The organism is Tenacibaculum sp. Bg11-29 (assembly GCF_002836595.1).
Taxonomy (GTDB): domain Bacteria; phylum Bacteroidota; class Bacteroidia; order Flavobacteriales; family Flavobacteriaceae; genus Polaribacter.
Window position 1 is genome coordinate 1,197,578 of sequence record NZ_PJBB01000003.1, and the last position, 24,664, is coordinate 1,222,241.

At 29.1% G+C, this 24,664-nt stretch carries 22 protein-coding genes and 1 pseudogene; 11 read left to right on the top strand and 12 right to left on the bottom strand.

What is annotated here, in order from left to right:
- Positions 1 to 67: 67 nt before the first annotated feature.
- Positions 68 to 538, top strand: coding sequence for an IPExxxVDY family protein (locus CXF68_RS05440; RefSeq protein WP_101043329.1), 471 nt, complete (start codon positions 68 to 70; stop codon positions 536 to 538).
- Between the two features lie 3 nt (positions 539 to 541).
- Positions 542 to 1,969, top strand: a complete 1,428-nt coding sequence (pyk, locus tag CXF68_RS05445; protein ID WP_101043330.1) for a pyruvate kinase — start codon at positions 542 to 544, stop codon at positions 1,967 to 1,969.
- A gap of 59 nt (positions 1,970 to 2,028) precedes the next feature.
- On the opposite strand, the gene CXF68_RS05450 is transcribed toward pyk, so the two are convergent.
- The 3 genes and pseudogenes from CXF68_RS05450 to CXF68_RS05460 all read right to left on the bottom strand — a co-directional run bounded on the left by CXF68_RS05450 (position 2,029) and on the right by CXF68_RS05460 (position 5,269).
- The gene (locus CXF68_RS05450) at positions 2,029 to 4,329 is read right to left on the bottom strand and encodes a M20/M25/M40 family metallo-hydrolase (RefSeq protein ID WP_101043331.1); all 2,301 of its coding nucleotides are present in this window, start codon (positions 4,327 to 4,329) and stop codon (positions 2,029 to 2,031) included.
- Positions 4,330 to 4,386: 57 nt separating this feature from the next.
- On the bottom strand, positions 4,387 to 4,737 hold the full coding sequence (locus CXF68_RS05455; protein ID WP_101043332.1) for a hypothetical protein: 351 nt from the start codon (positions 4,735 to 4,737) through the stop codon (positions 4,387 to 4,389).
- A pseudogene (locus CXF68_RS05460) lies at positions 4,727 to 5,269 on the bottom strand (GNAT family N-acetyltransferase). Before CXF68_RS05460 ends, CXF68_RS05455 begins: the two are co-directional and overlap by 11 nt.
- Before the next feature lie 159 nt (positions 5,270 to 5,428).
- Between CXF68_RS05460 and CXF68_RS05465 the strand changes: the two are divergent.
- Positions 5,429 to 5,764 (top strand): single-stranded DNA-binding protein, encoded by a 336-nt coding sequence (locus tag CXF68_RS05465; protein WP_101043333.1) that lies wholly within the window; start codon positions 5,429 to 5,431, stop codon positions 5,762 to 5,764.
- 146 nt (positions 5,765 to 5,910) lie between these two features.
- Positions 5,911 to 6,768: a YitT family protein gene (locus CXF68_RS05470; protein ID WP_157821861.1), complete on the top strand. Its 858-nt coding sequence runs from the start codon at positions 5,911 to 5,913 to the stop codon at positions 6,766 to 6,768.
- A 23-nt stretch (positions 6,769 to 6,791) separates the two neighbouring features.
- Here CXF68_RS05470 and CXF68_RS05475 read toward each other — a convergent pair whose 3' ends face one another.
- Complete coding sequence (locus tag CXF68_RS05475; RefSeq protein WP_101043335.1) at positions 6,792 to 8,924, bottom strand: Tex family protein; 2,133 nt, start codon at positions 8,922 to 8,924, stop codon at positions 6,792 to 6,794.
- Between the two features lie 103 nt (positions 8,925 to 9,027).
- Between CXF68_RS05475 and CXF68_RS05480 the strand changes: the two genes are divergently transcribed.
- Both CXF68_RS05480 and CXF68_RS05485 read left to right on the top strand, forming a co-directional pair.
- Positions 9,028 to 9,819 carry a LytTR family DNA-binding domain-containing protein gene (locus CXF68_RS05480; RefSeq protein WP_101043336.1) on the top strand — a complete coding sequence of 264 codons (792 nt, stop codon included), beginning with the start codon at positions 9,028 to 9,030 and terminating at the stop codon, positions 9,817 to 9,819.
- A gap of 87 nt (positions 9,820 to 9,906) precedes the next feature.
- Entirely contained in the window at positions 9,907 to 11,007 is a 1,101-nt protein-coding gene (locus tag CXF68_RS05485; RefSeq protein WP_101043337.1) for a serine hydrolase, read from the top strand.
- Positions 11,008 to 11,078: 71 nt separating this feature from the next.
- On the opposite strand, the gene CXF68_RS05490 is transcribed toward CXF68_RS05485, so the two are convergent.
- The 3 genes from CXF68_RS05490 to metG form a co-directional block, all read right to left on the bottom strand.
- Complete coding sequence (locus tag CXF68_RS05490; RefSeq protein WP_101043338.1) at positions 11,079 to 11,852, bottom strand: hypothetical protein; 774 nt, start codon at positions 11,850 to 11,852, stop codon at positions 11,079 to 11,081.
- 48 nt (positions 11,853 to 11,900) lie between these two features.
- A complete protein-coding gene (locus CXF68_RS05495) occupies positions 11,901 to 13,349 on the bottom strand; it encodes a hypothetical protein (protein ID WP_101043339.1) in 1,449 nt (482 codons plus the stop codon).
- Between the two features lie 71 nt (positions 13,350 to 13,420).
- Complete coding sequence (gene metG, locus CXF68_RS05500) at positions 13,421 to 15,487, bottom strand: methionine--tRNA ligase (RefSeq protein ID WP_101043340.1); 2,067 nt, start codon at positions 15,485 to 15,487, stop codon at positions 13,421 to 13,423.
- Positions 15,488 to 15,907: 420 nt separating this feature from the next.
- On the opposite strand from metG, the gene CXF68_RS05505 reads away from it, so the two are divergent.
- From CXF68_RS05505 to CXF68_RS05515, 3 genes are all read left to right on the top strand, one after another.
- A complete protein-coding gene (locus tag CXF68_RS05505; protein WP_101043341.1) occupies positions 15,908 to 16,687 on the top strand; it encodes a hypothetical protein in 780 nt (259 codons plus the stop codon).
- Between the two features lie 328 nt (positions 16,688 to 17,015).
- Positions 17,016 to 17,930, top strand: coding sequence for an LD-carboxypeptidase (locus CXF68_RS05510; RefSeq protein WP_101047354.1), 915 nt, complete (start codon positions 17,016 to 17,018; stop codon positions 17,928 to 17,930).
- The gene (locus CXF68_RS05515; RefSeq protein WP_101043342.1) at positions 17,931 to 18,290 is read left to right on the top strand and encodes a YraN family protein; all 360 of its coding nucleotides are present in this window, start codon (positions 17,931 to 17,933) and stop codon (positions 18,288 to 18,290) included.
- Positions 18,291 to 18,346: 56 nt separating this feature from the next.
- Here CXF68_RS05515 and CXF68_RS05520 read toward each other — a convergent pair whose 3' ends face one another.
- The gene (locus tag CXF68_RS05520) at positions 18,347 to 19,723 is read right to left on the bottom strand and encodes a TlpA disulfide reductase family protein (protein ID WP_101043343.1); all 1,377 of its coding nucleotides are present in this window, start codon (positions 19,721 to 19,723) and stop codon (positions 18,347 to 18,349) included.
- A 127-nt stretch (positions 19,724 to 19,850) separates the two neighbouring features.
- Here CXF68_RS05520 and CXF68_RS05525 point away from each other — a divergent pair, with 127 nt between their 5' ends.
- Entirely contained in the window at positions 19,851 to 20,645 is a 795-nt protein-coding gene (locus CXF68_RS05525) for an SDR family oxidoreductase (protein WP_101047356.1), read from the top strand.
- Positions 20,646 to 20,685: 40 nt separating this feature from the next.
- On the opposite strand, the gene CXF68_RS05530 is transcribed toward CXF68_RS05525, so the two are convergent.
- Positions 20,686 to 21,042, bottom strand: a complete 357-nt coding sequence (locus CXF68_RS05530) for a hypothetical protein (RefSeq protein WP_101043344.1) — start codon at positions 21,040 to 21,042, stop codon at positions 20,686 to 20,688.
- A 99-nt stretch (positions 21,043 to 21,141) separates the two neighbouring features.
- Here CXF68_RS05530 and CXF68_RS05535 point away from each other — a divergent pair, with 99 nt between their 5' ends.
- A complete protein-coding gene (locus CXF68_RS05535) occupies positions 21,142 to 21,657 on the top strand; it encodes a CvpA family protein (protein WP_101043345.1) in 516 nt (171 codons plus the stop codon).
- 53 nt (positions 21,658 to 21,710) lie between these two features.
- On the opposite strand, the gene CXF68_RS05540 is transcribed toward CXF68_RS05535, so the two are convergent.
- From CXF68_RS05540 to CXF68_RS05550, 3 genes are all read right to left on the bottom strand, one after another.
- Positions 21,711 to 22,340 carry a carbonic anhydrase family protein gene (locus tag CXF68_RS05540; RefSeq protein WP_101043346.1) on the bottom strand — a complete coding sequence of 210 codons (630 nt, stop codon included), beginning with the start codon at positions 22,338 to 22,340 and terminating at the stop codon, positions 21,711 to 21,713.
- Between the two features lie 11 nt (positions 22,341 to 22,351).
- Positions 22,352 to 24,214 (bottom strand): SulP family inorganic anion transporter, encoded by a 1,863-nt coding sequence (locus CXF68_RS05545; RefSeq protein ID WP_101043347.1) that lies wholly within the window; start codon positions 24,212 to 24,214, stop codon positions 22,352 to 22,354.
- A 99-nt stretch (positions 24,215 to 24,313) separates the two neighbouring features.
- Positions 24,314 to 24,616 (bottom strand): hypothetical protein, encoded by a 303-nt coding sequence (locus CXF68_RS05550; RefSeq protein ID WP_101043348.1) that lies wholly within the window; start codon positions 24,614 to 24,616, stop codon positions 24,314 to 24,316.
- Positions 24,617 to 24,664 lie beyond the last annotated feature (48 nt).

The following is a 24,664-nucleotide window of genomic DNA, read 5'->3' on the forward strand; positions in this document are numbered from 1 at the left end:
TTTCGTAAATTTTACATTATATTTTAGATACATTCAGTAATTTAGCAAAAAACAAACAGTTGTTTTTATGGTTACTTATGCATTAAATATTAATGAATTTTCTACTAATGATTTTGCGTTAATAGCTATTCATACAGTACTTAGTGAATATCAATTAGCGTATTTGCTAAATAAGCATTTACAGATAAAATTTAGCAAAGCGAGTTATAATTTAGATTTTACTGAAAAAAAAAATCAAGCTTCTTATACCGTATATGAATATACAAATACAGAATTAGATTATGATTGGTTTTTAATAGCTAATGTGTGTAAATCAACCCTTAAAACAGCTTCAACAAACCTTTTTATTGAAAGCGATTCAATAAGTCGTCTTATTCCTGAGAAGAAGAAAGTTGATTTTTTTTTAAAAATAGAAGGAGGTTTCGATTTTGATTATATCGTAAAGACAATTGAAATTATAAATCGAGTTCCACAAATTATAACCTCATACGAAGTAGAGGTAGAATCTTTAAAGTCGAAAGACTTTTTAATATTTTAAATTATGCCACACAACAAAAAAACAAAAATTGTAGCAACGTTAGGACCCGCAACAAACACAAAAGAGATTTTAGCTGATATGGCTGCTGCTGGAGTAAATGTTTTTAGAGTTAATTTTTCTCATGCCGATTATGATGATGTAAAAGAACGCATTCGACAAATAAGAGAAATTAATGAAGAGAAAGGTTACAACGTGGCAATTTTAGCTGATCTACAAGGACCAAAATTAAGAGTAGGAGTAATGAAAGAAGGGGTAGAAGTAAAAGCAGGTGATGCTTTTGTTTTTACAACAGAGGAATGTGAAGGAACTAAAGAAAAAGCGTTTATGACCTATCAGCGTTTTCCAAAAGATGTTAAAGTAGGAGAACAGATTTTAGTAGATGATGGTAAATTATTATTTGAAGTAGTTTCTACAGATAAGAATAAAGAAGTAGTAACAAAGGTAATTATTGGTGGAGCTTTAAAATCTAAGAAAGGTGTTAATCTACCAAACACAAATATATCGTTACCTGCTTTAACTGATAAAGATAAAAAAGATGCCGCTTTTGCTTTAGAGCAAGAAGTTGATTGGATTGCATTATCGTTTGTAAGAACACCTGAAGATTTACGTATTTTACGTGATTTAATTAAGCAGAAATCAAGATATAGAGTTCCTGTAATTGCTAAAATTGAAAAACCAGAAGCAGTAGAAAATATAGATGCACTGATTCCATATTGTGATGGATTAATGGTAGCTCGTGGCGATTTAGGGGTAGAAGTACCAATGCAAGACGTACCGCTAATTCAAAAGATGTTGGTTAGAAGAGCGAAAGAAGCAAGAATACCTGTTATTATTGCTACTCAAATGATGGAAACGATGATTGAAAACGCTGTTCCAACAAGAGCAGAAGTAAATGATGTTGCAAATTCAATTATGGATGGTGCGGATGCTGTAATGCTTTCAGGAGAAACATCAGTAGGGAAGCATCCTTTAAGAGTTATTAAAAAGATGACTGAAATTATTGGTAGCGTTGAGTTTTCTGATTTAATAAAAGTACCACAAGCACCACCACATATTCGTACGAATAGATTTGTTACAAAATCAATCTGTCATCATGCAGCTTTAATGGCAGATGATATGAATGCTACAGCTATTACAACATTAACAAATAGTGGATATACTGCATTCCAAGTTTCAGCATGGAGGCCAAAATCACACGTATTAGCCTTTTCATCTGAAAAAAGGATACTTGGTAAGTTAAATCTTTTATGGGGTGTTAGAGCTTATTATTACGATAGAGACTTAAGTACTGATGATACGCTTGAAGATATAAATGAAATAGCAAAAGAAAAAGGTTTTGTTAAGGCAGGGAATTTTATGATTAATTTATCATCTATGCCTGTAAAAGCAAAAGGAATGGTAAATACTTTACGTGTTTCACATATAGAATAATATCTTTTTTCAAAGATATAAAAAGAGCCTTTTTCTTCTATAAGAAAAAGGCTCTTTTGCTATAATTTAATCTTTCTAGAGCAAATAATTGCGTCGTTTACAACAAAAGGCATTGGCATCATAATTTCACTTCGCGGTTTTAAATTAAATTTATTATTAGATAACAGGTCGTATGATATTTCATTTAATGTAATATCTGGTTTTATGTTTTTATCAATTGTAAAAGAGATAGTTACGTTTTTATCCGAATTAGCCATTTGATAAATTAGAAGAGTTCCTTTATTGGCTGTAAATTCTTTACCATCATCATAAAAAACACCATTTATTGTTAAATTTTTTAATTTAAGAATTGAATTGTTATTAAATTCATATCTATTTATTTTGCGAGTAGGAGTTATTGTGAAATTTAATTCTCTTTCATTATTAATAATAGTATCCTTATTAATAGTTATGTTAGAAATAGGGAAGTTTTTATTTTCTGCTTTTTTATGATAACTAAAGCCAGTATTGTATTTACTTTTTCCTTCAATAAAAGGGATGGTTCCTTCTAAATAATCATTCTTAAAAACTTGTTTAGTAAAACCATCTAGCTTTTTGTTATAAGTTGCCCAATAAGAAGTATTAGTATCTGAGTTTTGTATAAAAACAATACTGTTAGGTTTTCTTTTGTCAATAGAATACCCACTATTAAAAGTTGCAAGTCCGAAAAATAGAATTGAAATGAACCCAGCAACTACTTGCCAACTATTTTTCTTTTTGTACTGATGAAAAACAGGTAAGGTAAAGCTAAATATTAGTGTTAGTAAAAAAGCTGAAATGAATAATGTTTTTAAACCTAAAGCTACTGGGAATAATTGTAACATAGGCGCAATCATATATATAGTTGGTATAGAAATTATGGCAAATAATGTAGCTCTAGACCGATCTCTAATGTCCATATAAATTAAAATTGCTAAAATTATTAAGCAAGCGTAGATAGGAATTATAAAGAATCCTGCACCAGGCATATACTGCATAATAAAATAGTTTAAAATAAGTCCTGTAAAAATTGGTGCGATATAAAGATCAGCAGTTTTTTTAGTATTAAATTTATTATAAATTTTAAATAAAATCCAACTATTTAAGGATATAAATGCAATGATGTATTGATATCCATTGTAAGTAAAGCCATGTAGAATGTCGGTATATTCAGGATGAATTAATAAAATTAATTTCCATAATCCGTATGAAATACCTACACAAAGAATAATACATATAAAGTAAGGAATAAACCCCTTTAGTAATCCATTGATTGTTAATTTTTCGTTTTTAATACCTAGATATAGTAATGCTAAGAAAATTACTAATGCTAGAATAAACATAGGTAAAACCCATGAAAATGGATAAATTAAAAGTTTAGTAAAGGGAAAATTAACGTAGATATAATCTTCATTACTATTGGTATCGTTTAAATTTGAATTCGAAAAATAGTTAAGCGAAGTAGTAAAGTATTCAGCTTGATGTTGTAATGTTTCTCTATTTAGTCTCTCGTAAGAATCTTGAACGGTATGGTAATCGAAATGATCATCAATAAAAGCGAAATTAAAGCCATTTATATTTCCATTTTCTCTAAAGATTGTTAAATCAGTATCATTAGGTAGTTTTTTGTAGATACTATACATTAGAGAGTTGGCAGCAGGGTAATTTGGATTTGAATTTAAAAATTCTGTTAGTATTTTTTTGTTCTTTCCATTTGTTTCCATCAACATATAACTAGCACCACCACTTCCTCTAGCTTCAAAATTTAATACCAATCCAATGTTTTTTGCAAAAGGGTGATTTTCAACAAAAGCCTGAGCGCCCAACAATCCTAATTCTTCTGCGTCAGAAAAAAGAATAATAATATCGTTTTTTGGTTGGTTCTTTTTTGCTAAAAAAGCGCGAAGCCCTTCAAGAATTGTTACAACGCCTGAGCCAGCATCACTTGCTCCTAGTGATGAATGTGGGTTTGAATCGTAATGTGTTAAAAGTAACAGCGATTTTCCTTTTTCTGTCCCTTTAATTTTTGCAACAATATTTTCGGTTGTTGTACTTGCTCTCCACTTTTTATTTATTGCTGTTTTTTGTTGAATTTCAGCAGTTAATCCTAATTTTTTTAATTCATTAATAATATAGTATTGAACTAGTTTGTGCTCTGGAGAACCTGTATGATGTGGCTTTTTTGATATTTTTTTTAAATGATAGAGTGCATTATTTATAGAGAAATCAGTAGCTTTTAATTCTTTCTCATCGGGTATAAGTGTTGGTGTTATATCACTAAAACTCCAATAAACAGTAAATAAAATAATTATAACAGCAATAAAATTATTAGATGATTTCATAGTAATACTTTATATGTTATAAAAATAAGAAAATTAATTAGTTAATTAAAGCAATCATTAATCTTGCTTAACTAATAAATAGCGTTCATTTTCTAATTCTAAATATCCTTGGTCGTACACATAAAAATAAGTGTTATTTGTTTTAGTAATATATAATGATGTAATAAATTTAAAATCAAAACCTTTATCAAATAGCATACGTCTACTAACTTTTGTTTTACCAGAAATGTTAAGTTCTGTAAGAGTTTTATAATTTTTACGTAAGCGATTATTAGTATTTCTTATTAGATTTTTACTTTCTTTATTAATTTTGTTATTATAAGAGTTTCTACAATAATCTGAACAGAATTTTTTATCAATTCTACCGATTACTTTATCGTTGCATTCTAAACATTTTTTACTTTCCATAATCAGCGCTTTTTAGCTCATACCAATTTACTGGTATTTCTTTAAAATTAAATTGATTTACTAATCGTAAGCCTACCTTTTTTAAAATTTTATTAGAGCCTATATTTTGTGTATCAGCAGCTCTATAAATTATATCATAGTTCATTTTTTTAAAGCCAAAATCTAAACAAGCAAAAGCTGTTTCAGAAGCATAACCTTTACCTCAAAATTTAGGGATAAATCGGTAGCCTATATCAACAAAGTTTTGATATCCATTTAGCTCTTCTTTCTCTCCAGTGTTTAATTTTAATCCAGACCATGCAATAAATTCACCAGAAGACTTTTCTATACAGGCAAACCGACCAATACCCAATTCTTTGTATTGATTAAGAATAAACTGAATGTTTTTTTCAGCTTCTAGTATTGTTTTTATAGGGTTGTTGCCTAAATATTGATGAACTTTTTTATCAGAATCTAATGCAAATATTCCTTCAATGTCTGTTTCTTTTAATTCCCTTAAAATTAATCTGTCTGTTTCTAAATAGAATTTCATGCTTTAATTGTTTGATAACAAATGTATTAAAAATAAACAAACGATTACATTCATTTACAAACGAAAACAAACGATTACTAACCGATTTTAATTTGTGTAGTGTTTCATCTTTGCAGTGTCAAAACGAATTGGCAAATCATAATCATTAAAACTTATCTTATGAGTACGTTAAGAAACAAAGTACAGTTAATTGGAAATTTAGGAAATAACCCAGAAATTATTACTTTAGATAGTGGTAAAAAACTAGCAAAATTTTCTATAGCAACGAATGAAAGTTATAAAAATTCAGAAGGAGAGAAGATAACGGATACACAATGGCACAATGTTGTTGCGTGGAATAAAACTGCTGAGATCATAGAAAAATACCTTCAAAAAGGAAACGAAGTTGCTATTGAGGGTAAATTAACTTCTCGTTCATATGAAACTTCAGAGGGAGAAAAGAGATATGTAACTGAGGTCGTTTGTAATGAGTTGTTAATGTTAGGTAACAAGTAGGTAAATAAGATAAAATCATAATCATTTTTATGTTTTAGAACTCAGAATTATATTTAATTTTGAGTTTTTTTGTTTTAAACTTAAAGCCAAGAACAAGAACATGTTTTGTTTTTAAGAGTACTTTTGCACTAGTAAAAATTAAGAAAATGATTAAGGAGAAACTAAAGAGAGAATTAAAAAATTATTTATTTATACTTAGTGGTAGTTTAATTTTAGCTATTGGTGTTGTTGGTTTTTTAGCACCAAATAAAATAGCGACAGGAGGTACTGCTGGTTTATCAATTGTATTAAACTATGTGTCTAATATTCCTATAGGATTGTTACTGCTGTTTTTAAATGCTCCATTACTTTTAATAAGTGTAAAATATATTGGGAAACGATTTGCGTTTAGAACAATGATTTCTATTATTTCTTTGGCTTTTTTTATAGATTTTTTTAGGGAAATTATACATTTTCCAACATTAAGTACTAATACACTACTTTCTACTATTTATGGAGGATTATGTGTAGGAGTAGGTATTGGAATTATATTTAAAGGAGATGCTTCTGCAGGAGGAGGAGCAATTATAGCACGTATCTTAAAAGATAAATACGATATTAAACCAGGTACAGTAATTTTAACATTAGATATATTAATAGTCCTTTTATCTGCAATTGTTTTTAAAAATTTAGAACTTGCGTTATGGGCTATGCTTAGTATTTTTGTAGCAAGTAAATTTATAGATTTAGTGCTTACAGGGCGTAAACAAAATAAAATTGTACATATAGCTTCAGAAGATTTAAATGCACTTAAAAGCATAATAGCATCTAAAATGGGTATTTCAGGTACTTTAATACAAGGAAATGATTTGTCTCAAACCAATCAAAGAAACATCATATTCTTGTCTATAAATAAAAATAGGATTATGACACTTAAAAATCTTGTTGAAAGACATGACCCGAAAGCATATATGATTGTTTTAGAAGCAACAGAGTTATTAGGTTCTTCTAGAGAAATTAAATAGTAGTATTCAATGTATTTAACTTTCTACGAATTATTATAATTCATAGAAAGTTGAATGCGTTTTCTTTTAACATCTACCTCTAATACCTTTACCTGTACGTGTTGATTTAAACTTACATGTTCATTTACATCTTTAACAAACGTATTTGATAGATTAGAAACATGTACTAAACCACTTTCTTTAACACCAATATCGACAAAACAACCAAAATTGGTAATGTTATTTATAATTCCAGGGAGTATCATACCAGTTCTTATATCTTCAATTGTTTTAATATGTTCGTTAAAACTAAAAGATTTTGCTTTTTCACGAGGGTCTAGTCCAGGTTTTTCTAGTTCCTTTACAATATCTTGTAACGTAGGTAACCCGAAAGAATCAGTAACATACTGTTGTAATTTCAATTGTTTTAAAGCAGCAGTGTTTCCTATTAAATCAATTATTTTACTACCTGAATCTTTAGCCATTTGCTTAATTAAAGCGTAACGTTCTGGGTGAACGGCAGAATCATCAAGTGGATTATCACCATTTTTAATGCGTAAAAAACCAGCAGACTGTTCAAAAGCTTTTCCGCCTAATCGAGGTACTTTTTTTATAGCAGTTCTATTAATAAATGCACCGTTTTCATTTCGGTAATTCACAATTTTTTCAGCTAATTTTGGTCCAATACCAGAAACATAACTTAGTAAAGAAGTACTTGCCGTATTAATATTAACACCTACCTTATTAACACAATGTTCAACGACGGTATCTAATGATTTATTTAATTTAGATTGTTCTACATCATGTTGATATTGTCCTACACCAATTGATTTAGCATCAATTTTAACCAATTCGGCTAGTGGATCAGCCAATCTACGTCCAATAGAGATGGCACCACGTACGGTAACATCGTATGTAGGAAACTCATCACGTGCAATTTTTGAAGCTGAATAAATAGAAGCGCCAGCCTCACTTATTACAAATATTTCAACATTGTTTTTAAACGGAATACGTTTTATTAATTGTTCAGTTTCTCTAGAAGCTGTTCCGTTACCAATAGCAATGGCTTCAATTTTATGTAGTTCAACTAACGAACTAATTTTTTCTATAGCTTTGGTAGATTGATGTTGAGGTGCATGCGGATATATGTTTTCGTTATGCAATAAATCACCTTGTTCATTTAAACAAACGACTTTACAACCTGATCTAAAACCAGGGTCAATAGCTAAAATTCGTTTTTCTCCTAATGGCGCTCCTAATAAAAGCTGTTGTAAATTTTTAGCAAATACAGTTATGGCACTTTCATCAGCTTTGTCTTTAGCAATTGATACAGCTTCGTTTGTTAATGAAGGAAGCAATAATCGTTTATAAGAATCAGCAATTGCTAGTTCAATTTGATAAGCACACTCATTTTGAGAACTAATAATTCTGGTTTCTATTTTTTGAAGCGTACGTTCATCATCTATCTCAATTTTTACACGAATAAAACCTTCTTTTTCGGCACGTAAAATAGCTAGTAACCTATGTGAAGGAATACGATTTAAATTTTCCTCCCAATCAAAATAATCTTTAAATTTCTGAGCGGCTTCATCGTCTTTTTTAGTTTTGACAACTTTGGTTAAAATTGCAGCATATCGTTCTAGTTGATGACGAATGTTATTACGAACATCAGTACGTTCATTTACCCATTCAGCAATAATATGTCGTGCACCTTCTAAAACTTTCTCATCAGTATCAACGGAATCATTTATGTATTTAGAGGCTGTAAACTCTAAATCATTTACTCGCTGACCCATAATCATTTTAGCTAAGGGCTCCAGTCCGTTTTTACGAGCAGTTTCAGCTTTTGTTTTTCGCTTCTTCTTATATGGAAGATAAATATCTTCTAGAACGGTAAGGTCGTAGGTTTTGTTAATTTTATTCTTTAATTCACTTGTTAAACAAGCTTGTTCTTCTAATGCTTTAAGAATGGTTGTTTTTCTCTTTTCAATAATCTCAAACTGTTCTTTTAACTGCACTATTTTACCGACTTCGACTTCATCTAAGTTCCCTGTTTTTTCTTTTCGGTAACGAGAAATAAAAGGAATGGTACAATCTTCATTTAATAATTCAACAGTGTTTTGAATTGATTTTAGAGAAATATCTGTGCGAGATGAAATGTAGTTTATCAAAGGAATAGGCGTTAATTACTGTATTAATAACAAAAATAGATAAAAATGAGTTGAATGTAGTCTTAGATAAACAATCTAATTTGTTAGATTTGAATTTAAAAATAAAATTGTGAATAAAGAATATCCTTTAAATAAAAATATAAAAAATCACTTATGGATTTCTTTGGCATTAGGTATTTGGGTTTTTATGTTTTTATATTTTGCAGAACCCTTTGATATTAATCGATTTACCAAAATTGAGAAAATTACACTATTACCTATCTATGGCATTATTCAAAGTATTTGTTATTGTATTCCTTTATGGTATCAACATAAATTCAACCAGAATAAATGGTCGTTTAAAAAAGAATTTATTTTTATTGGATTAATGATTTTTATTGGTTTTTGTATTAATTTTTTGTTTTACAAAAATTTTGTTGCTTACAATGAGGCAGAAACCTATAATTATTATCATTATTTTAAATGGATTTATTTACCTGCATTGGCTATCATACTTCCATTCATTTTAATAGGAAGATATATCACAGGAAAATTCTCTCAGAATAATATTGTTGAAGATAAGATGGTAATAAAAGGAAAAGGTAAACTTGATTTTATTGCATTAAAACCAAATGAATTAGTTTTTGTTCAAGCTTCAGATAATTATATAGAGGTTAATCTTATTGAAAAAAATACTATTAAAAAAATAATAATAAGAGAAACCATTTCAGAAATAGAAAGATCATTTCCTTTTTTATTAAAAACCCATCGCTCTTTTTTAATAAATCCATCACACTTTAAACAGTTTAAAACTGAAAACAAAAAGCTTTTGATAGATGTAGGATTTGGTAATCACATACCTGTTTCTAGAAATTTACAAACGCAAGTAAAAAAGCAATTACTAGTTACCACAAATAAGTAGCGTTTCACCACAACCTTTATTTTTAAAGGGGCTTTAAGTAATATCTAAGATATTTTTGTCATATCAAATTAATTAAAAAATAAGATAATGATAAAAAAAATCACACTCTTTTTAATAATAGTATGTTTACAATCTTGCCATATTGGAAGGATGATTAGATATTATAAGGCAGATATAGATGATCATAAAATTTTTCCTTACACAGAGGTTAACAAAGGAGAAGAAACCTTTTATTTTAAAGATGGTACAAATTCAGAATTAGCGAATAGGATAAACAATATCAGTATTTCAAAAGGTGATAAAAATTATTTTATAAATGATTTTTTAACCAATCAAACTGAAACAACTTCCTTTTTAGTTATAAAAAATGATACGATCCTTTTTGAAAAATATTATGAAGGCTATAAGCGTGATTCTATTTCAAATATATTTTCGGTATCAAAATCAGTAACCTCTTTATTAATGGGAATAGCTATAGACGAAGGTGTTATAAAAGGTGTAAACGATCCAATTACTAAATATATACCAGAACTTTCTAAGTCAAATAAAACATTTGATAAATTAACTATAAAGCATTTATTAAATATGCGTTCTGGATTAAAATTCAGTGAAAGTTACCGTAGCCCATTTGATGAGGTGAGTAAACTGTATTATGGAACAAATCAGATTAAACAAATTTCTAAATTGGAATTTATTCATGTGCCAGGAACGTACCATGATTACCAAAGTGTTTGTACAACACTTTTAGGAATTGCAATTGAAAGAGCTACAAAAAAAGAACTAGGAAAATATTTAGAAGAAAAAATATGGAAACCATTGCAAATGGAAAACAATGCAACCTGGAGTGTTGATGATAAAATACGTAGAAATACAAAAGCATTTTGTTGTTTAAATACGACAGCTATTGATTTAGCTAAATTGGCGCGATTGGTATTAAATAAAGGTAAGTTTAATGGGAAACAGATTGTTTCAGAAAAATGGATTAACAAATTAACAAAAGGAAATAAGGACAATGATTGTTACCAATACCAATGGTATAGTTACGAATGTTCAGAAGATTATTATGCACTGGGTATTTTAGGGCAAATAGTATATATAGTCCCTAGTGAGGATTTAATTATTATCCGCTTAGGAAAATCTGATGGAGAAAATTTTTTATCAAAAATTAAAGAAGTTGTAAAGGAATAATTAAAATTAAAAACCTCACAGTTTTTTTAAAACTTGTGAGGTTTGTTAGATGTATTTAAAGAAGTACTATTTTATCCTAAGTTTTTAATATATTTATCTACGTTAATTTCTACATCATCTTCTCCTTGTTGATCGAAAGGGTTTTCTAAATGTGCTTGAATATTATCTAAAGCTACTAAAATTACACTAAATAAAACTGGAACAGCGAATTGTAATCCGTAATTAAAATTGGTAGCATTTTCTGCAAAATGAGGACCGTAAACTATTGGAAGAAGTACAATGAAAATATCACTGTATGTTCGTAGTGTTCTCGGAGTTCTATATTGATAAATATGTTTAATGCGTTCGAAAGAAATCATCATTTTACTTAAAAATTGATTCGAACGAGAAGCTTCACCAGATGGCAATCCGTGGCTTCTTAATTTTTTTATAAATAGTGATAAGCTTTCAAAGCTATTGTAAATATCTTTTTCTCTTTTCTCTAATTCAGGTATAGGGTGTGTAAACATTTCCTTACAAGATTGCAGCAATTCTCTTAAATGGTTTTTTAATTCTGTAGTTAATTCTTTAGGAGGGTTTTCTAACCAATGGTTTACTGCAAAATATAAGGCTCTACCATGTGCTTTTATTGAACCGTATTCATCTAAAGCAACTTCTCTACGTTTGTAAGCACCACCAATAGAAAACACAATAGGAAATACAATAGCGGTACTTATTAAAGTTAAAGGGAAATTAGCTTTAATGTGAAAATGTAAACAAACAATAGTTGATAAGACAGATAACCCAGCAATAATAACTGTTTTTAAATTGATGATTAAAAATATGCGTTTAAATAGTTTTTTCATAAGTGAAATATTAAATAAAAGGTTATAGTTATAGCTAGCGAATATCTTTTAATCAGTATACTTTTTTAAAGTATACATTTTCATTTTTTTATTATACGAGCCTTTAATAAAATAGTTTTTATATTTTATAACTGTCATGTCATTGGTGAAATTTGCATTATCTTTTTGCATTTTGTCAAAAACATTTTTGTCAATTTCTCCATTAATATGATTAAAATTTTGATCAAACAGACATTCTATTCTAGTAGATTTTGAGTTAAGGGTAGCGTTAAAGGTAAATTGTGTTGGGTTGAAAAAAACAGTAGTATTTCCTAAGGAAGCGATAGCTATTCCAGTTGATATTCCTCCAATCATACTCCCTATCATCATTCCAGAATTGTGTTGTATTGTATAACCACCAATAGTTAGCTGAAATTTTTCGTTATATTTTCTTGCTGAAACTCCTATTTTCCCAGCGTTTATCTTTCGGAGAAATTTTTTTGTTTTATTCAGCTCTCTATAGTTAGCGTAGTAACCACCTTCTTGAATTATTGGAGTATTTTTAAAAAGAATAGGTTCTTCTTTAAGAATGGTAAGTTCCTTTTTCGATTTACCAGAATCATAATCAATAATATCTAAAATCAATTCGTTTTTTGTAGAAGCTAAAACAAAAATATTATTATGAAGAATGAAAGAATTCGTCTTCTTTTTAATTGACTTTATTTCAGAAAGTGGTTTGTTGAATATTTTTGAAGTTGCTTTAAAGGTGTTTAAGTCAATAATAAGAATTTGTGTAAATGATTTGTTGCTATCAAAGGTGAAAATAATTTTGTCTTTTCTAACGTACATTTTTTCCTTATCAGCTACAATTTCTATTGGATTAGGTGAGTTTTCATCTATTTTATTAATGTCTTTTTTAGAGTAGGAAAGTAAATTTACTATTTTAGTTTTTCGTCCTAATCTTGAGGTAAATTTTAAGTGAGATAAATCAATCTTATTTCTTTTAATAGTACCTTTTTCATTGAATTCATAAATAAAAAGGCCATCAACACCTGTTTTGGTCGAAATTAAATAAAAATTGTTTTTAACTGAAGCAGTTTGAATAAATTTCTCACCATTAGATTCAAGTTTGAATTCTTTTGACGTAGTTTTTTTATTTAAAAAAGAAAAATTAACGATTAAGAATTTCTTTTTATTCTTGTTGGTAAGAAAAGCACTATAATTACCATTTTTAGAAATACTATAACCAATTAATGTTTTAAACTTCCTTCTTTTTTCTTCTGAAGATAGTTTATCCTGTAAAACAAAATTTTCATTGAATTTATAAGCATATACATTTTTTGCATCTGCTATAAAATAAGCAAGGTTTCCATTTTCTTTATTTACAATAGGAATAACATTTTTAATATCAGTAGAATTTTCTTTTAGAGAGTTTTTAAAGCTGAAAATTTCATTTTGAGCAGATAAAGAACCAAAGATAAACACTAGTATAAGAATAAATAAGTATTTTTTTTTCATAGTTTTTAATTGTAATAAAAAGCCTCGCAAATTATTGCGAGGCTACGAATATACTAAAATGTTGTTTTTATTTAAGAAACAAACTCTCCGTTAGTTACTTTTTCAGAAGGCTGAACAAAGGCTAGTTTACCATCAGGAGTATCGGTCATTAAGATCATACCTTGACTTTCTATTCCTTTTAATTTACGTGGTGCTAAATTACAAACAACACTTACTTGTTGTCCAATAATAGCTTCTGGTTTAAAGCTTTCAGCAATACCCGAAACAATGGTGCGAGTATCTAAACCAACATTAACGGTAAGTTTTAAAAGCTTTTTAGTTTTAGCTACTTTTTCAGCTTCTATAATTGTACCTATACGAATATCTATTTTTGTAAAGTCGTCAAATTCAATAGTTTCTTTTTGAGGTTCTAAAACTCTGTTTTCAGCTTCGTTTGCCTTTTTAGTCGCTTCTAATTTTGCTAGTTGTTTTTCAATTTCAACATCTTCAATTTTAGAAAACAATAATTCAGCTTCGTTAATTTTATGATCAGCTGCAATTAAAACTTCTTTTTCAGAAACATCTTCCCAAGTTAGATTCTCGTCTGCATTAGAACTGATATTTAAGATGTTTTTTAATTTAGTAGAAGTAAAAGGTAAAAAAGGTTCTGATAAGACAGCTAATCCTGTGGCAATTTGTAGGGCAACATTCATAATTGTTTTAGTACGCTCTTCATCAACCTTAATCATTTTCCAAGGCTCTTCATCAGCTAAATACTTATTACCTAAACGGGCTAAATTCATTAACTCTTGAGAAGCTTCTCTAAAACGGTAACGCTCTATAGATTTTGCAATTACATTAGGAAATTCCTTTAATGTAGCTAAAGTGTCTTCATCTACTTCAGAAAAATCTCCTGCAGTTGGTACCTTACCTCCATAATATTTGTTAGTTAAAACAACTACACGATTTATAAAGTTACCAAAAATAGCAACTAACTCATTATTGTTTTTTGCCTGAAAATCTTTCCAAGTAAAATCATTGTCTTTACTTTCTGGTGCGTTTGCCGTTAAGGTATAACGTAACACATCTTGTTGGTTAGGGAAATCTTCTAAATATTCATGTAACCAAACTGCCCAGTTTTTAGAAGTAGATAATTTATTACCTTCTAAATTTAAAAATTCGTTTGCAGGTACATTCTCTGGTAAAATAAAATCACCATGTGCCTTTAACATACTAGGGAAAATAAGACAGTGAAATACGATATTATCTTTACCAATAAAGTGCACTAACTTAGTGTCGTCTTTTTTCCAATAATCTTCCCAGTTTTTACCTTCGCGAGCAGCCCATTCTTTGGTTGAAGAAATATAACCGATAGGCGCATCAAACCAAACATACAATACTTTTCCGTCAGCTCCTTCAATAGGTACAGGAATTCCCCAATCTAAATCACGAGTTACGGCTCTAGGTCGTAAACCATCATCAATCCAAGATTTACATTGACCTAAAACATTAGGTTTCCAATCATGTTTATGTCCTTCAACAATCCATTTACGTAAAAAATCTTCATGTTTATCTAAAGGTAAAAACCAGTGTTTAGTTTCTTTTAAAGAAGGAACATTACCAGTAATTGCCGATTTAGGGTTGATTAAATCAGTAGCATTATGACTTGTACCACATTTTTCACATTGATCTCCATAGCTTTCTTCGTTTCCACATTTTGGACATGTACCCACAACAAAACGATCAGCTAAATATTGATTTGCCTCTGCATCATATAATTGTTCGGTAACTTCTTCAATAAATTCACCATCATTATATAATTTTATAAAGAACTCTGAAGCTGTTTTATGATGGATTTCAGAAGAAGTACGTGAATAGTTATCAAATGAAATTCCAAAATCAACAAAAGATTTTTTAATGATCCCGTGATATTTATCAATAATATCTTGTGGAGTAACACCTTCTTTTTTAGCACGCATTGGTATTGCAACACCGTGTTCATCAGAACCACAAATGTAAACTACGTCTCTTCCTTTTTGACGAAGAAAGCGTGCATAAATATCTCCAGGAACATATACGCCTGCTAAATGACCAATATGAATTGGTCCGTTTGTATAAGGTAATGCTGCTGTAATTGTATATCTTTTTGGTGTACTCATTTTTTTAGCCTAAAAATTAAAGCGCAAAAATACTTAAAATTAAGCACTTCACTTAAAGTTATAGCGTAACACTTAAAAAATCTTATTTATATTTTGTCTAAATAAAAATAAGAACCTATTTTTGTCTTGTTTAAAATAATTATAAATAAATAATGTGATAATATTATTAATTACATGAGTAACATTTATAAAAATTTAAAAGATATACATATTGTTAAGTACTGGTGTTACTTTAGAGTATAATAAGGTTGATATTAATTTGAAAATAATAAATATTTAGATGGATCCACTTTTTTACTTAAAGGTTAGCTAACCCAATATAATCGAAGCAATTTAGTACAATATATAAGTTTTTAATTCCCCCTGTACCCTAAGAACCGATGCGATTATTATAATCGTGTCGGTTTTAAAAACAAAAAAATGAAAAGAAGTAAGTTATTAATATTGTTAATTGTAATTCCAATACTAATGTCTCATAGTGTTTGGATATATGTAAACAATACGGGTAAAGTTGGAAGCAAGGCTACCGTAAACATGTATTTTGGAGAAATAAGAAAACAGGTTATAGAAAAAGGTTTAAAATGGTATGAAGGTGAAATTTTTAAAGAATTTAAGGCCTATGTAAAACCTCATAATTCTTTTAATAAAGAAGTTTTATTATTAACTCCCTCAAAAGAATCGGTATCAGCAGTTTTCATCCCTAAAACAGCAGGTATTTATCAAATCATTGCATTTAATGAAACAGGTGCTGTAAAAGATTATACAAAGCATGGTTTAGGTTTGTTAAAAGATTCTACTTATTTGCGTACTACCTTCGAAGCAACTTCGTGGAGAGAAAAGCAAAAAGGGAAGGTTAATTTATTACCAATGATGAAGTATGATATTGTTCCTTTTCCCGCTAAAAACGGTTACGGAAACTATAATAGTCATAAGGCTACTTGGAGAGTAAAAGAAAAAGTATTTGCTGTATTTTATATTGATGGAAAAGCAGCTATTAAAAAAGAAATAAAAGTTTATAGTCCTGATGGATGGATTTCAATAGCTAAAACGGACAAAAAGGGTATGTTTAATTTTACACCTTATGTAAAAGGAACCTATCAAGCTATTTATCAAACAAAAAAGAAAATAAGTGGTGTTTATAAAGGAAAAAAATATAACACTACTAGAGTAAAAGTTATAACTAATTTAAATATTGAATAATAATAGATAGTCCCCTGTAGTGTATTTTATTAGATGCAGTCAATTAGAGTGGGTTTTGCGATATAAGTAAATGAAAATTATATATAGAAATAAGAGCTTTAGTTGTTCGTTTAGTTCTCTGTATTATTACTTCGTGAAATTCACTCGAATTGATGTTTATAAAACCATATAACTTATAATAGTACAATTCTTTTTAATTATTAGTCTGTTATTGTTAGTTTTATTACTTTGAGCGGAATTAATTTAAATAATCGATTTTTCTATGAAGCAATTTTTTTTATGTCTCTCGTTACTTTTTCTAACGCTAATAAATGCTCAAAATAAAGCTATGAAATTAATAACACCACCTTCTTTGCAAAAGGGTGATACAATTGCAATTGTTGCTCCTGCAGGAATTTTAAAAAATAGAAAATATGTTATTGATAATGCGAAAAAGCTTGCCGAAAGTTGGGGTTTGAAAGTTATTTATGGTAAACACATGTTTAATCAAGCACATCATTTTGCAGGAACAGACGATGAACGATGTCAAGATTTTCAAGATGCTTTAGATAATCCGAATATAAAAGCAATTTGGTCAGCTCGTGGAGGTTATGGTTCTGTTCGAATATTAGATAAATTAGATTTTTCAAAATTTAAGCAAAACCCTAAATGGATTATTGGTTATTCTGATATAACTGCATTTCATAACCATATTCATACTATAGGAGTAGAGACGATTCATGGAATAATGGGTGCAAGTATGCAAGATAAACCAGAGGTAATTGAAAAGAGCGTTATATCGCTTAGAAAAGCATTATTTGGAGAACGTTTACGTTATGAAACATCTTTTTCTAAATATAACAGGCAAGGTGAATTTAAAGGAGAATTAGTAGGAGGTAACATTGCTATTTTAACATCAATGTTAGGATCTAATAGCCAGATATCAACAGATAATAAAATTTTGTTTATTGAAGAAATTGGAGAATATAAATATTCGATAGATCGTATGTTGCAGAGTTTAAAACGCGCTGGGTATTTTACGAAAGTTAAAGGGATTATAGTTGGTGATATGACGAAGATTAAGAAAAATTCAACACCTTGGGGAAGCTCGATAGAGCAACTAATTTTAGAAGTTATTCCTAAAAACGTTCCGATTGTATTTAATTTCCCTGCTGGTCATGAGCCTGATAATAGGGCTTTAATAATGGGTAGAACTGTTAATGTTAGTGTTCTAGAAAAAAAAGCAATTATAAAATTTAACTAAGTGGCACAACACAACGATCTTGGTTTAAAGGGAGAAAAACTAGCGATTGAGTATCTAGAAAAAAATGAGTATTTAATTGTAGAGAAGAATTATCGATATAGAAAAGCTGAGGTAGATATAATAGCAAGAAAAGAGGCAATGCTAGTAGTTGTTGAGGTTAAAACACGATCTTCTAACTATTTTGGAAATCCGCAAGATTTCGTAAATCCTAAAAAAATAAAATTACTGGTTTCTGCAATAGATAATTATGTAGTAAAAAGAGATTTAGATGTAGAAATACGCTTTGATATAATTGCAATTTTAAGAAATAAAGAGACTTATAATATACATCATATAAAAGATGCTTTTTTATATTTTTAAAACAAAAAACCAACAATTAAATTGTTGGTTTTTTGTTTTAAAATTGTAATTAATAATTATTTCGCGAAATAATTATTAACGTCTTCTAATTGATCTGGTGCAGCAATTATTTTCTTATTTTGATCTAACACAAAGAAAGAAGGTGTACCTAATAGATTATATGATCTAACAGTTTCGTTATCCCATTTATGGTCAGGGTGTGTTCCCATAACATTATGCCAATTTGGTAATTTTTTAATAAACTCATTCCAATTGTTAATACCATTAGCATCTTCAACAGAAAAAGAAATTACAGAAACATTTTTATGTGCTTGCATAAACTCATATAGTTTAGGAACATCTTTAACACAGTGAGGACAAGCTGTACTCCAAAAAACTAATAAATATCTTTCACCATCATCTAAAGTAGATAGCATAACTTCTTTACCTTCTTCTTTCCAAGAAAAATCAGGGGCTATTCTACCAACAGAAGCTAGTAATAATTGTATTTTTTCCTTTTTAAATTCAGCATCTTTTTGATCTTCTGGTAATACATCATAGTAGGTAGAAAACATCCAATCTACAGCTTCTCCATTACGTTTATCAGCTAAAGAAGTAATTAAAAATTCTGTTACCCCTTTTCTTAATTTACCTTTAGGTAGAATTTCCATTACTTTTACAATAGATGTTCTATACAATTTTTGCTGTAATTGTTTATTCTCTGAAGAGTTTAAGTAAAAAACATAGTCAGTAATTTTATCAATTATAAAAGACGAATTATAAAGCGCATCATTATTAAAATTAACATTTTTAAAGAAATTACCTACAGTTGATGATAAATACTCCTCCATATTGTCAAAAGGGTTTGACGGATTATATCTTTGTGAAGCTACAATAAAATTATTTACTAACATACCTTCAGACTTATTTTCATAAGTTTCTTGAACGTCTTCAAGTTCTTTTATTGCTTTCTTGTAAGCTTTTTTAGCGTCTTTATCTTCACTTTTAATATAAGCAATTTGGTTCTTGTCAATTTTGTTTTGTACTAAGGTATAAGCTTCTAAATATTCATTAAATAATTTATTTTCTCTAGAAGATGTAAATACAACTGATTCATCAGGGTATTTAGGATTGAATATAAATTCAACGTTTTCTTTATTGAAATAGAAATCTACAAAACCAGCACCTTTATTTCTATAAGTAGCTCTATAAACACCAGGTTTAGTGTTTTTTGGTAAATCAAGTTGAAATCTTCCTAATACTTGTTTTTCTCCACCAACAGCTATTGTATCAAATTTTATGGTTGTATTGGTAATAAACTTTTGTTTAGCACCTTCAATTTTATAAAGAGCTAACCAATCACTTTTTTCAGGAGGAGTCATCGTTCCTTTAATGGTGTATTGAGCGTTAACTATTGAGGTGGCGAACATTAAAAGAGCCAGTAATTTTTTCATTATTATAATTTAAAGGATTATTAATAAGGTTTTAAAACTAATCATTTGCTAACTTCTTTCCAAGAAGTGTACCATTTTTATTTTTTCTTGTTTATTTTAGGGGAGTCTTACAAACAAAATGAAAAATATGGAGTTCAAAAATAAAGTATTTTGGGTTACCGGAGCCTCTTCTGGCATAGGTAAATCATTAGCGATTGAATTATCAAACTATGGTGTGAGTTTAATTTTATCTTCAAGGGATAAGAATAAGTTAAATGAGGTTAAAAGTAAATGTAAAAACCCATCTAATGTAAAAATAGTAGTATTAGATTTAGAAAAATATGAAAGCATGAATTCTAAAGTATTAGCAGCAATTTCATGTTATGGAAGAGTAGATGTTCTAGTTAATAATGGAGGAATTAGTCAACGTTCATTGGTAAAGAATACTGATATTTCTGTAGACAAGCGCTTAATGGATGTTAATTATTTAGGAACAATAGCTTTAACAAAAGCATTGTTACCTCATTTTATTAAAAGAAAAGAAGGTTATTTTGTTGTTACAACGAGTATTGTAGGTAAAATAGGTACGCCATTACGATCTACATATGCAGCAACAAAACATGCTTTACACGGTTTTTTTGATAGTTTACGAGCAGAACATTATAAAGATAATATAGCTGTTACATTGATTTGTCCGGGGTTTGTAAAAACAAATGTGTCTAAAAATGCTTTAACTGGAGATGGAGCTCCTCAAAATAAAATGGATACAGCAACAGCTAATGGAATTCATCCAGATATATTTGCTAAATTAATGGTGAAAGCAATAAAGAATAAAAAAGAAGAGGTTTACATAGCTGGAGCTAAAGAAAAGTTAGCAGTATATGCAAAGCGTTTTTTTCCTAAGTTTTTATCAAAAATGATTCGAAAAATAAAAGTTACTTAATTCTCAATTATATTTATTTAATTAGAGATGAAAATAACTACTATTTAAAAAATTCAATTATTTCAAAATAATTAATAATAGCTTCTTTTATTAGTACTGATTGTTCTCCAGGTTTTAAATTAGGTAGTTCAGTTAAAGTATTATAATGTGGCCATCCTTCTTCGTCAAAAAAGTCAAATTCATAATATCCATAAGGTTCTAAAAGCTTACATATAGCAATATGCATTAGATTTACCTTTTCATCTTTTTTAAATTTTCGTTGCCCTTGCCCTAATTCTTGTACACCGATTAGGTAAATAATAGCATCTACATTTAACTCATCTCCATCAGCAAATTGATCTGATAAATTTTTTATTAGAAAATTCCATTTCTCTTTTAAGTTAACTTCTTTAGTCATCTGTATTTTTTTGAATAAACAAAGATACAACTGAGTTATGTATATTTGTGTCGAATTGACACACATAATTGTTTTGAGTGTTTTTATTTTAAATATAGCATGAATACATTTGATATTATTATAGCAGCATTGTTACTTTTCGGCTTTGTACGCGGATTAATGAAAGGTTTATTTGTTGAGGTAGCTTCATTGGTAGCATTAATTGCAGGAGTTTATGGAGCAATACATTTTTCTTATTTTATTGGAGATTGGTTAAAGGATAGTGTTACTTGGGATGAGAAATATATTTCATTAGCAGCCTTTGCTGCAACATTTGTGGTAATTATAATTACGATAGCTTTGTTAGGAAAAGTATTAACAAAAATTGCAGATTTTGCTTCTCTAGGAGTTTTAAATAAAATATTAGGTGGTGTCTTTGGTGCTTTAAAAATCGGATTAATTTTAAGTGTAATTTTTATTTTTTTCGGAAAAATGAATGATACTATTCCGTTTGTAAAAAAAGAGAATTTAGATGAGTCAATATTGTATAAGCCTGTTAAAAATATAGCTCCGATGATTTTTCCATCTATCATTAAAGGAGATGGAGAAATAGAAATTGAAGTGCCAGAGATATAAAAAAAAGCCGAAGTTATTAACTTCGGCTTTTTAGTTTTATAAATAGTACTGAATTACAACATGTTTACTTTACCAGTATGTAGTGAATAAACTCCGCCTACAATTTTGATTTCACCATTGTCTTCCATTTCTTGTAAAATTTTACTCTTTTCACGAATACGTTCAATGGTAAGTTTTACGTTATTTTCAACGGTTTTAGCAACAAATGCTTTGTTTGTTGAATTTGCTTCTCCTTCTACTTGGTCAGATGCCATTTTTGCAGCAGGAATTATGTTATCTAGCATTGCAGTAATGTTTCCTAGTTCCACACCGTCACAAGCAGCTTTTACAGCACCACAACTTTCGTGACCTAAAACAAAAACCAATTTACTTCCTGCAACAGCACAAGAGTATTCCAAGCTCCCTAGAATATCAACATTTTCAAAATTTCCAGCTACACGAGCAACGAAAACATCACCAATAGTTTGATCAAAAACTAATTCTACAGGCACACGAGAGTCAATACATGATAAAATTACTGCTTTCGGAAACTGTCCGTCAATAGTCAGTTGTACTAACTTGTTAACGTTAGAAGGGGTTAAGTTATTAGCAACATAACGTTCGTTACCTTCTAATAAACTTGTTAAAACTCCTTTCGGTGTTAATGCATTTTGTATGTTTTTAGTTAAAGCTGTATCTCTCATTTTATATTTTTTTAGTTATTATCTTTTATGTTTGACTTTATCCAAGCCAGACATTCATTAAAATTAGTAAAAATATGTTCTTCAGAAATTAAATCAGGAATGATATCAATACGTTCCATCATATAACGTGGTTGTTTTAAAAGATCTACTAATAAAACTGTAATTCCGTTTTTTTCTAAATCGATTAACATATCTTCTAGTGCATATAAACCAGACTGATCTATATATTGCATTCTTCCCATACGAACAATCACAGTAGATGCTGTAGTAGGAATTTGTTTTGTTAGTGCTTGAAAGTCACTAGTAGAACCGAAGAACAAAGGTCCTTTAATGTGTTTAATAAATACTTCCTCAGCTAAATTTTTAGGAAAATCTTTTTCATCACCCCAAGCTTCTTCATCTAATGATTTTACATCAGAACGCTCAGCACTTAAATCTCCAATTTTCTTCATAAACATTAAAGAAGCAATTACTAAACCAATACCAACAGCATATACTAAATTCCAAAAAGTTGATAATAGTAATACGACTAGCATAATAATAACTTCAGAACTTACCTTAAAAGGTCCAATTTTAGCATCACGAGGTAAATTAGGAATAGCCTTTAAACCTTTATAGTCCATAACACCAATACCTACCGTAATTAAAATACCAGCTAACACAGCAGCAGGAATTAAAGAAGCAATAGGCCCTAAACCTAATAATATTATAAGAAGCATAACACCAGCAACCATACCTGATAATTTAGTTTTACCTCCAGAATTAATGTTTACAACAGTACGAATTGTTGCACCTGCACCAGGTATTCCGTTAAATACGGCAGCAATCATGTTTCCGAGACCTTGACCAATTAATTCTTTATTTGGTTTATGTTTTGTCTTCGTCATATTATCTGCAACTACCGAAGTTAGCAATGAGTCAATTGCTCCTAATAACGATAAGGTTAAGGCAGTAAAAATATATGGAGTGATACTAGATAGGCTAAAGGTTGTAAATATTTTTAGATTTGGCATTGGAAATCCTCCTGGAATTTCTTCGATAGGACGATAAGGTAATGCAAAACCAATGGCAATAAGAGTCATCACTACTAGAGCAACTAGAGTACTTGGTACGGCAGTTGTAATACGTTTAAAACCATATATAATAAATATAGTACCTAAAGCTAAAGCCAGCTCTAACCAATTAATGTTTTGTAAAGCTCTTGGTAATACTTTAAAAGTTCCTAATACACCTGAAGCTTCTTTACCTGCTAAAGTTTTACTTTCTTTTAAAATATCATCTTGCGTTGTTGCTTCAGATCTTTTAATCGTTTCTTTAAAATTTTCAAGAACTAAAATACCTTCACCAGCTTCATCTTTTAAAATGTTTTCTAAAATTAACTCTTCTGCTAGCGGTTTAAATTGTTCAACAAATTTAGTATCTTCTTTAGCATAATAACCAACGGAAGGTAATATCTGTGTTACTAAGATAATTACACCAATTGCAGTCATAAAGCCAGAAACTACAGGGTAGGGTATGTATCGTATATATTTACCTAACCCTAATATTCCTAATAATATTTGAAATACACCAGCTAATAAGAAAACCATTAAAATGGTTGGTAAAGCTTTATCAATATCTCCTTCGTTAGTAGCAAGGATACTTGCTATTACAACCATACTTACAGCAGTCATTGGTGCGGTAGGACCAGATATCTGAGTATCAGTACCTCCAAACAAAGCAGCAAAAAATGCAATAAAAATGGCACCATATAATCCTGCACTCGGCCCTAAACCAGAACTTACCCCGAAGGCTAGAGCTAATGGTAGTGCTACAATACCTGCGGTTATACCACCAAATAAATCTCCTTTAAAATTGCTAAATAAATTTTTCATGTGTTTAAATATGCGAGAATTCTTTTCTTTTTTAGATAAGAAATTTCATTAAATATGTGTGAATGTATTTAAAGTAAGTTACTTTTAAATGCAATAAAATTATGTGAATTGGGGAGGAGGTGTAGTGAATTCTACATATTCAATTTTGTATTTAAGAATTACAATATGGTCATTTATGACATTGTTCCTGTTAAAATCATAGAAAGTGTGTGAAACTTGATTTATTTTTTCAAGTTCATTCAGTTCTTCAGTTTCCTTTTCTAAACCATCAGCATCTAGTTGGTAACAAATTTCAGTATCACTTATATATCCTATGTTTTCAACAACAAAATATACTCCTTTTAGTGCAAGAATTACTAAAATAAAATATTTTAAATAGATGTTTTTGAATAATTGAGCCATATATACATATATATGCTAACGAAAGTAGTTAATTTTTTATAGTTTAAA

Excerpts from the sequence above, each read along its gene's own strand:
- metG (WP_101043340.1), bottom strand. The coding sequence starts at position 15,487 with ATGAGTACACCAAAAAGATATACAATTACAGCAGCATTACCTTATACA.
- CXF68_RS05550 (WP_101043348.1), bottom strand. The coding sequence starts at position 24,616 with ATGGCTCAATTATTCAAAAACATCTATTTAAAATATTTTATTTTAGTA.
- CXF68_RS05455 (WP_101043332.1), bottom strand. The coding sequence starts at position 4,737 with ATGGAAAGTAAAAAATGTTTAGAATGCAACGATAAAGTAATCGGTAGA.
- CXF68_RS05440 (WP_101043329.1), top strand. The coding sequence starts at position 68 with ATGGTTACTTATGCATTAAATATTAATGAATTTTCTACTAATGATTTT.
- CXF68_RS05540 (WP_101043346.1), bottom strand. The coding sequence starts at position 22,340 with ATGAGAGATACAGCTTTAACTAAAAACATACAAAATGCATTAACACCG.
- CXF68_RS05525 (WP_101047356.1), top strand. The coding sequence starts at position 19,851 with ATGGAGTTCAAAAATAAAGTATTTTGGGTTACCGGAGCCTCTTCTGGC.
- CXF68_RS05470 (WP_157821861.1), top strand. The coding sequence starts at position 5,911 with ATGATTAAGGAGAAACTAAAGAGAGAATTAAAAAATTATTTATTTATA.
- CXF68_RS05450 (WP_101043331.1), bottom strand. The coding sequence starts at position 4,329 with ATGAAATCATCTAATAATTTTATTGCTGTTATAATTATTTTATTTACT.
- CXF68_RS05545 (WP_101043347.1), bottom strand. The coding sequence starts at position 24,214 with ATGAAAAATTTATTTAGCAATTTTAAAGGAGATTTATTTGGTGGTATA.
- CXF68_RS05495 (WP_101043339.1), bottom strand. The coding sequence starts at position 13,349 with ATGAAAAAAAAATACTTATTTATTCTTATACTAGTGTTTATCTTTGGT.
- CXF68_RS05485 (WP_101043337.1), top strand. The coding sequence starts at position 9,907 with ATGATAAAAAAAATCACACTCTTTTTAATAATAGTATGTTTACAATCT.
- CXF68_RS05520 (WP_101043343.1), bottom strand. The coding sequence starts at position 19,723 with ATGAAAAAATTACTGGCTCTTTTAATGTTCGCCACCTCAATAGTTAAC.
- CXF68_RS05510 (WP_101047354.1), top strand. The coding sequence starts at position 17,016 with ATGAAATTAATAACACCACCTTCTTTGCAAAAGGGTGATACAATTGCA.
- CXF68_RS05490 (WP_101043338.1), bottom strand. The coding sequence starts at position 11,852 with ATGAAAAAACTATTTAAACGCATATTTTTAATCATCAATTTAAAAACA.
- CXF68_RS05535 (WP_101043345.1), top strand. The coding sequence starts at position 21,142 with ATGAATACATTTGATATTATTATAGCAGCATTGTTACTTTTCGGCTTT.
- CXF68_RS05505 (WP_101043341.1), top strand. The coding sequence starts at position 15,908 with ATGAAAAGAAGTAAGTTATTAATATTGTTAATTGTAATTCCAATACTA.
- CXF68_RS05530 (WP_101043344.1), bottom strand. The coding sequence starts at position 21,042 with ATGACTAAAGAAGTTAACTTAAAAGAGAAATGGAATTTTCTAATAAAA.
- pyk (WP_101043330.1), top strand. The coding sequence starts at position 542 with ATGCCACACAACAAAAAAACAAAAATTGTAGCAACGTTAGGACCCGCA.
- CXF68_RS05465 (WP_101043333.1), top strand. The coding sequence starts at position 5,429 with ATGAGTACGTTAAGAAACAAAGTACAGTTAATTGGAAATTTAGGAAAT.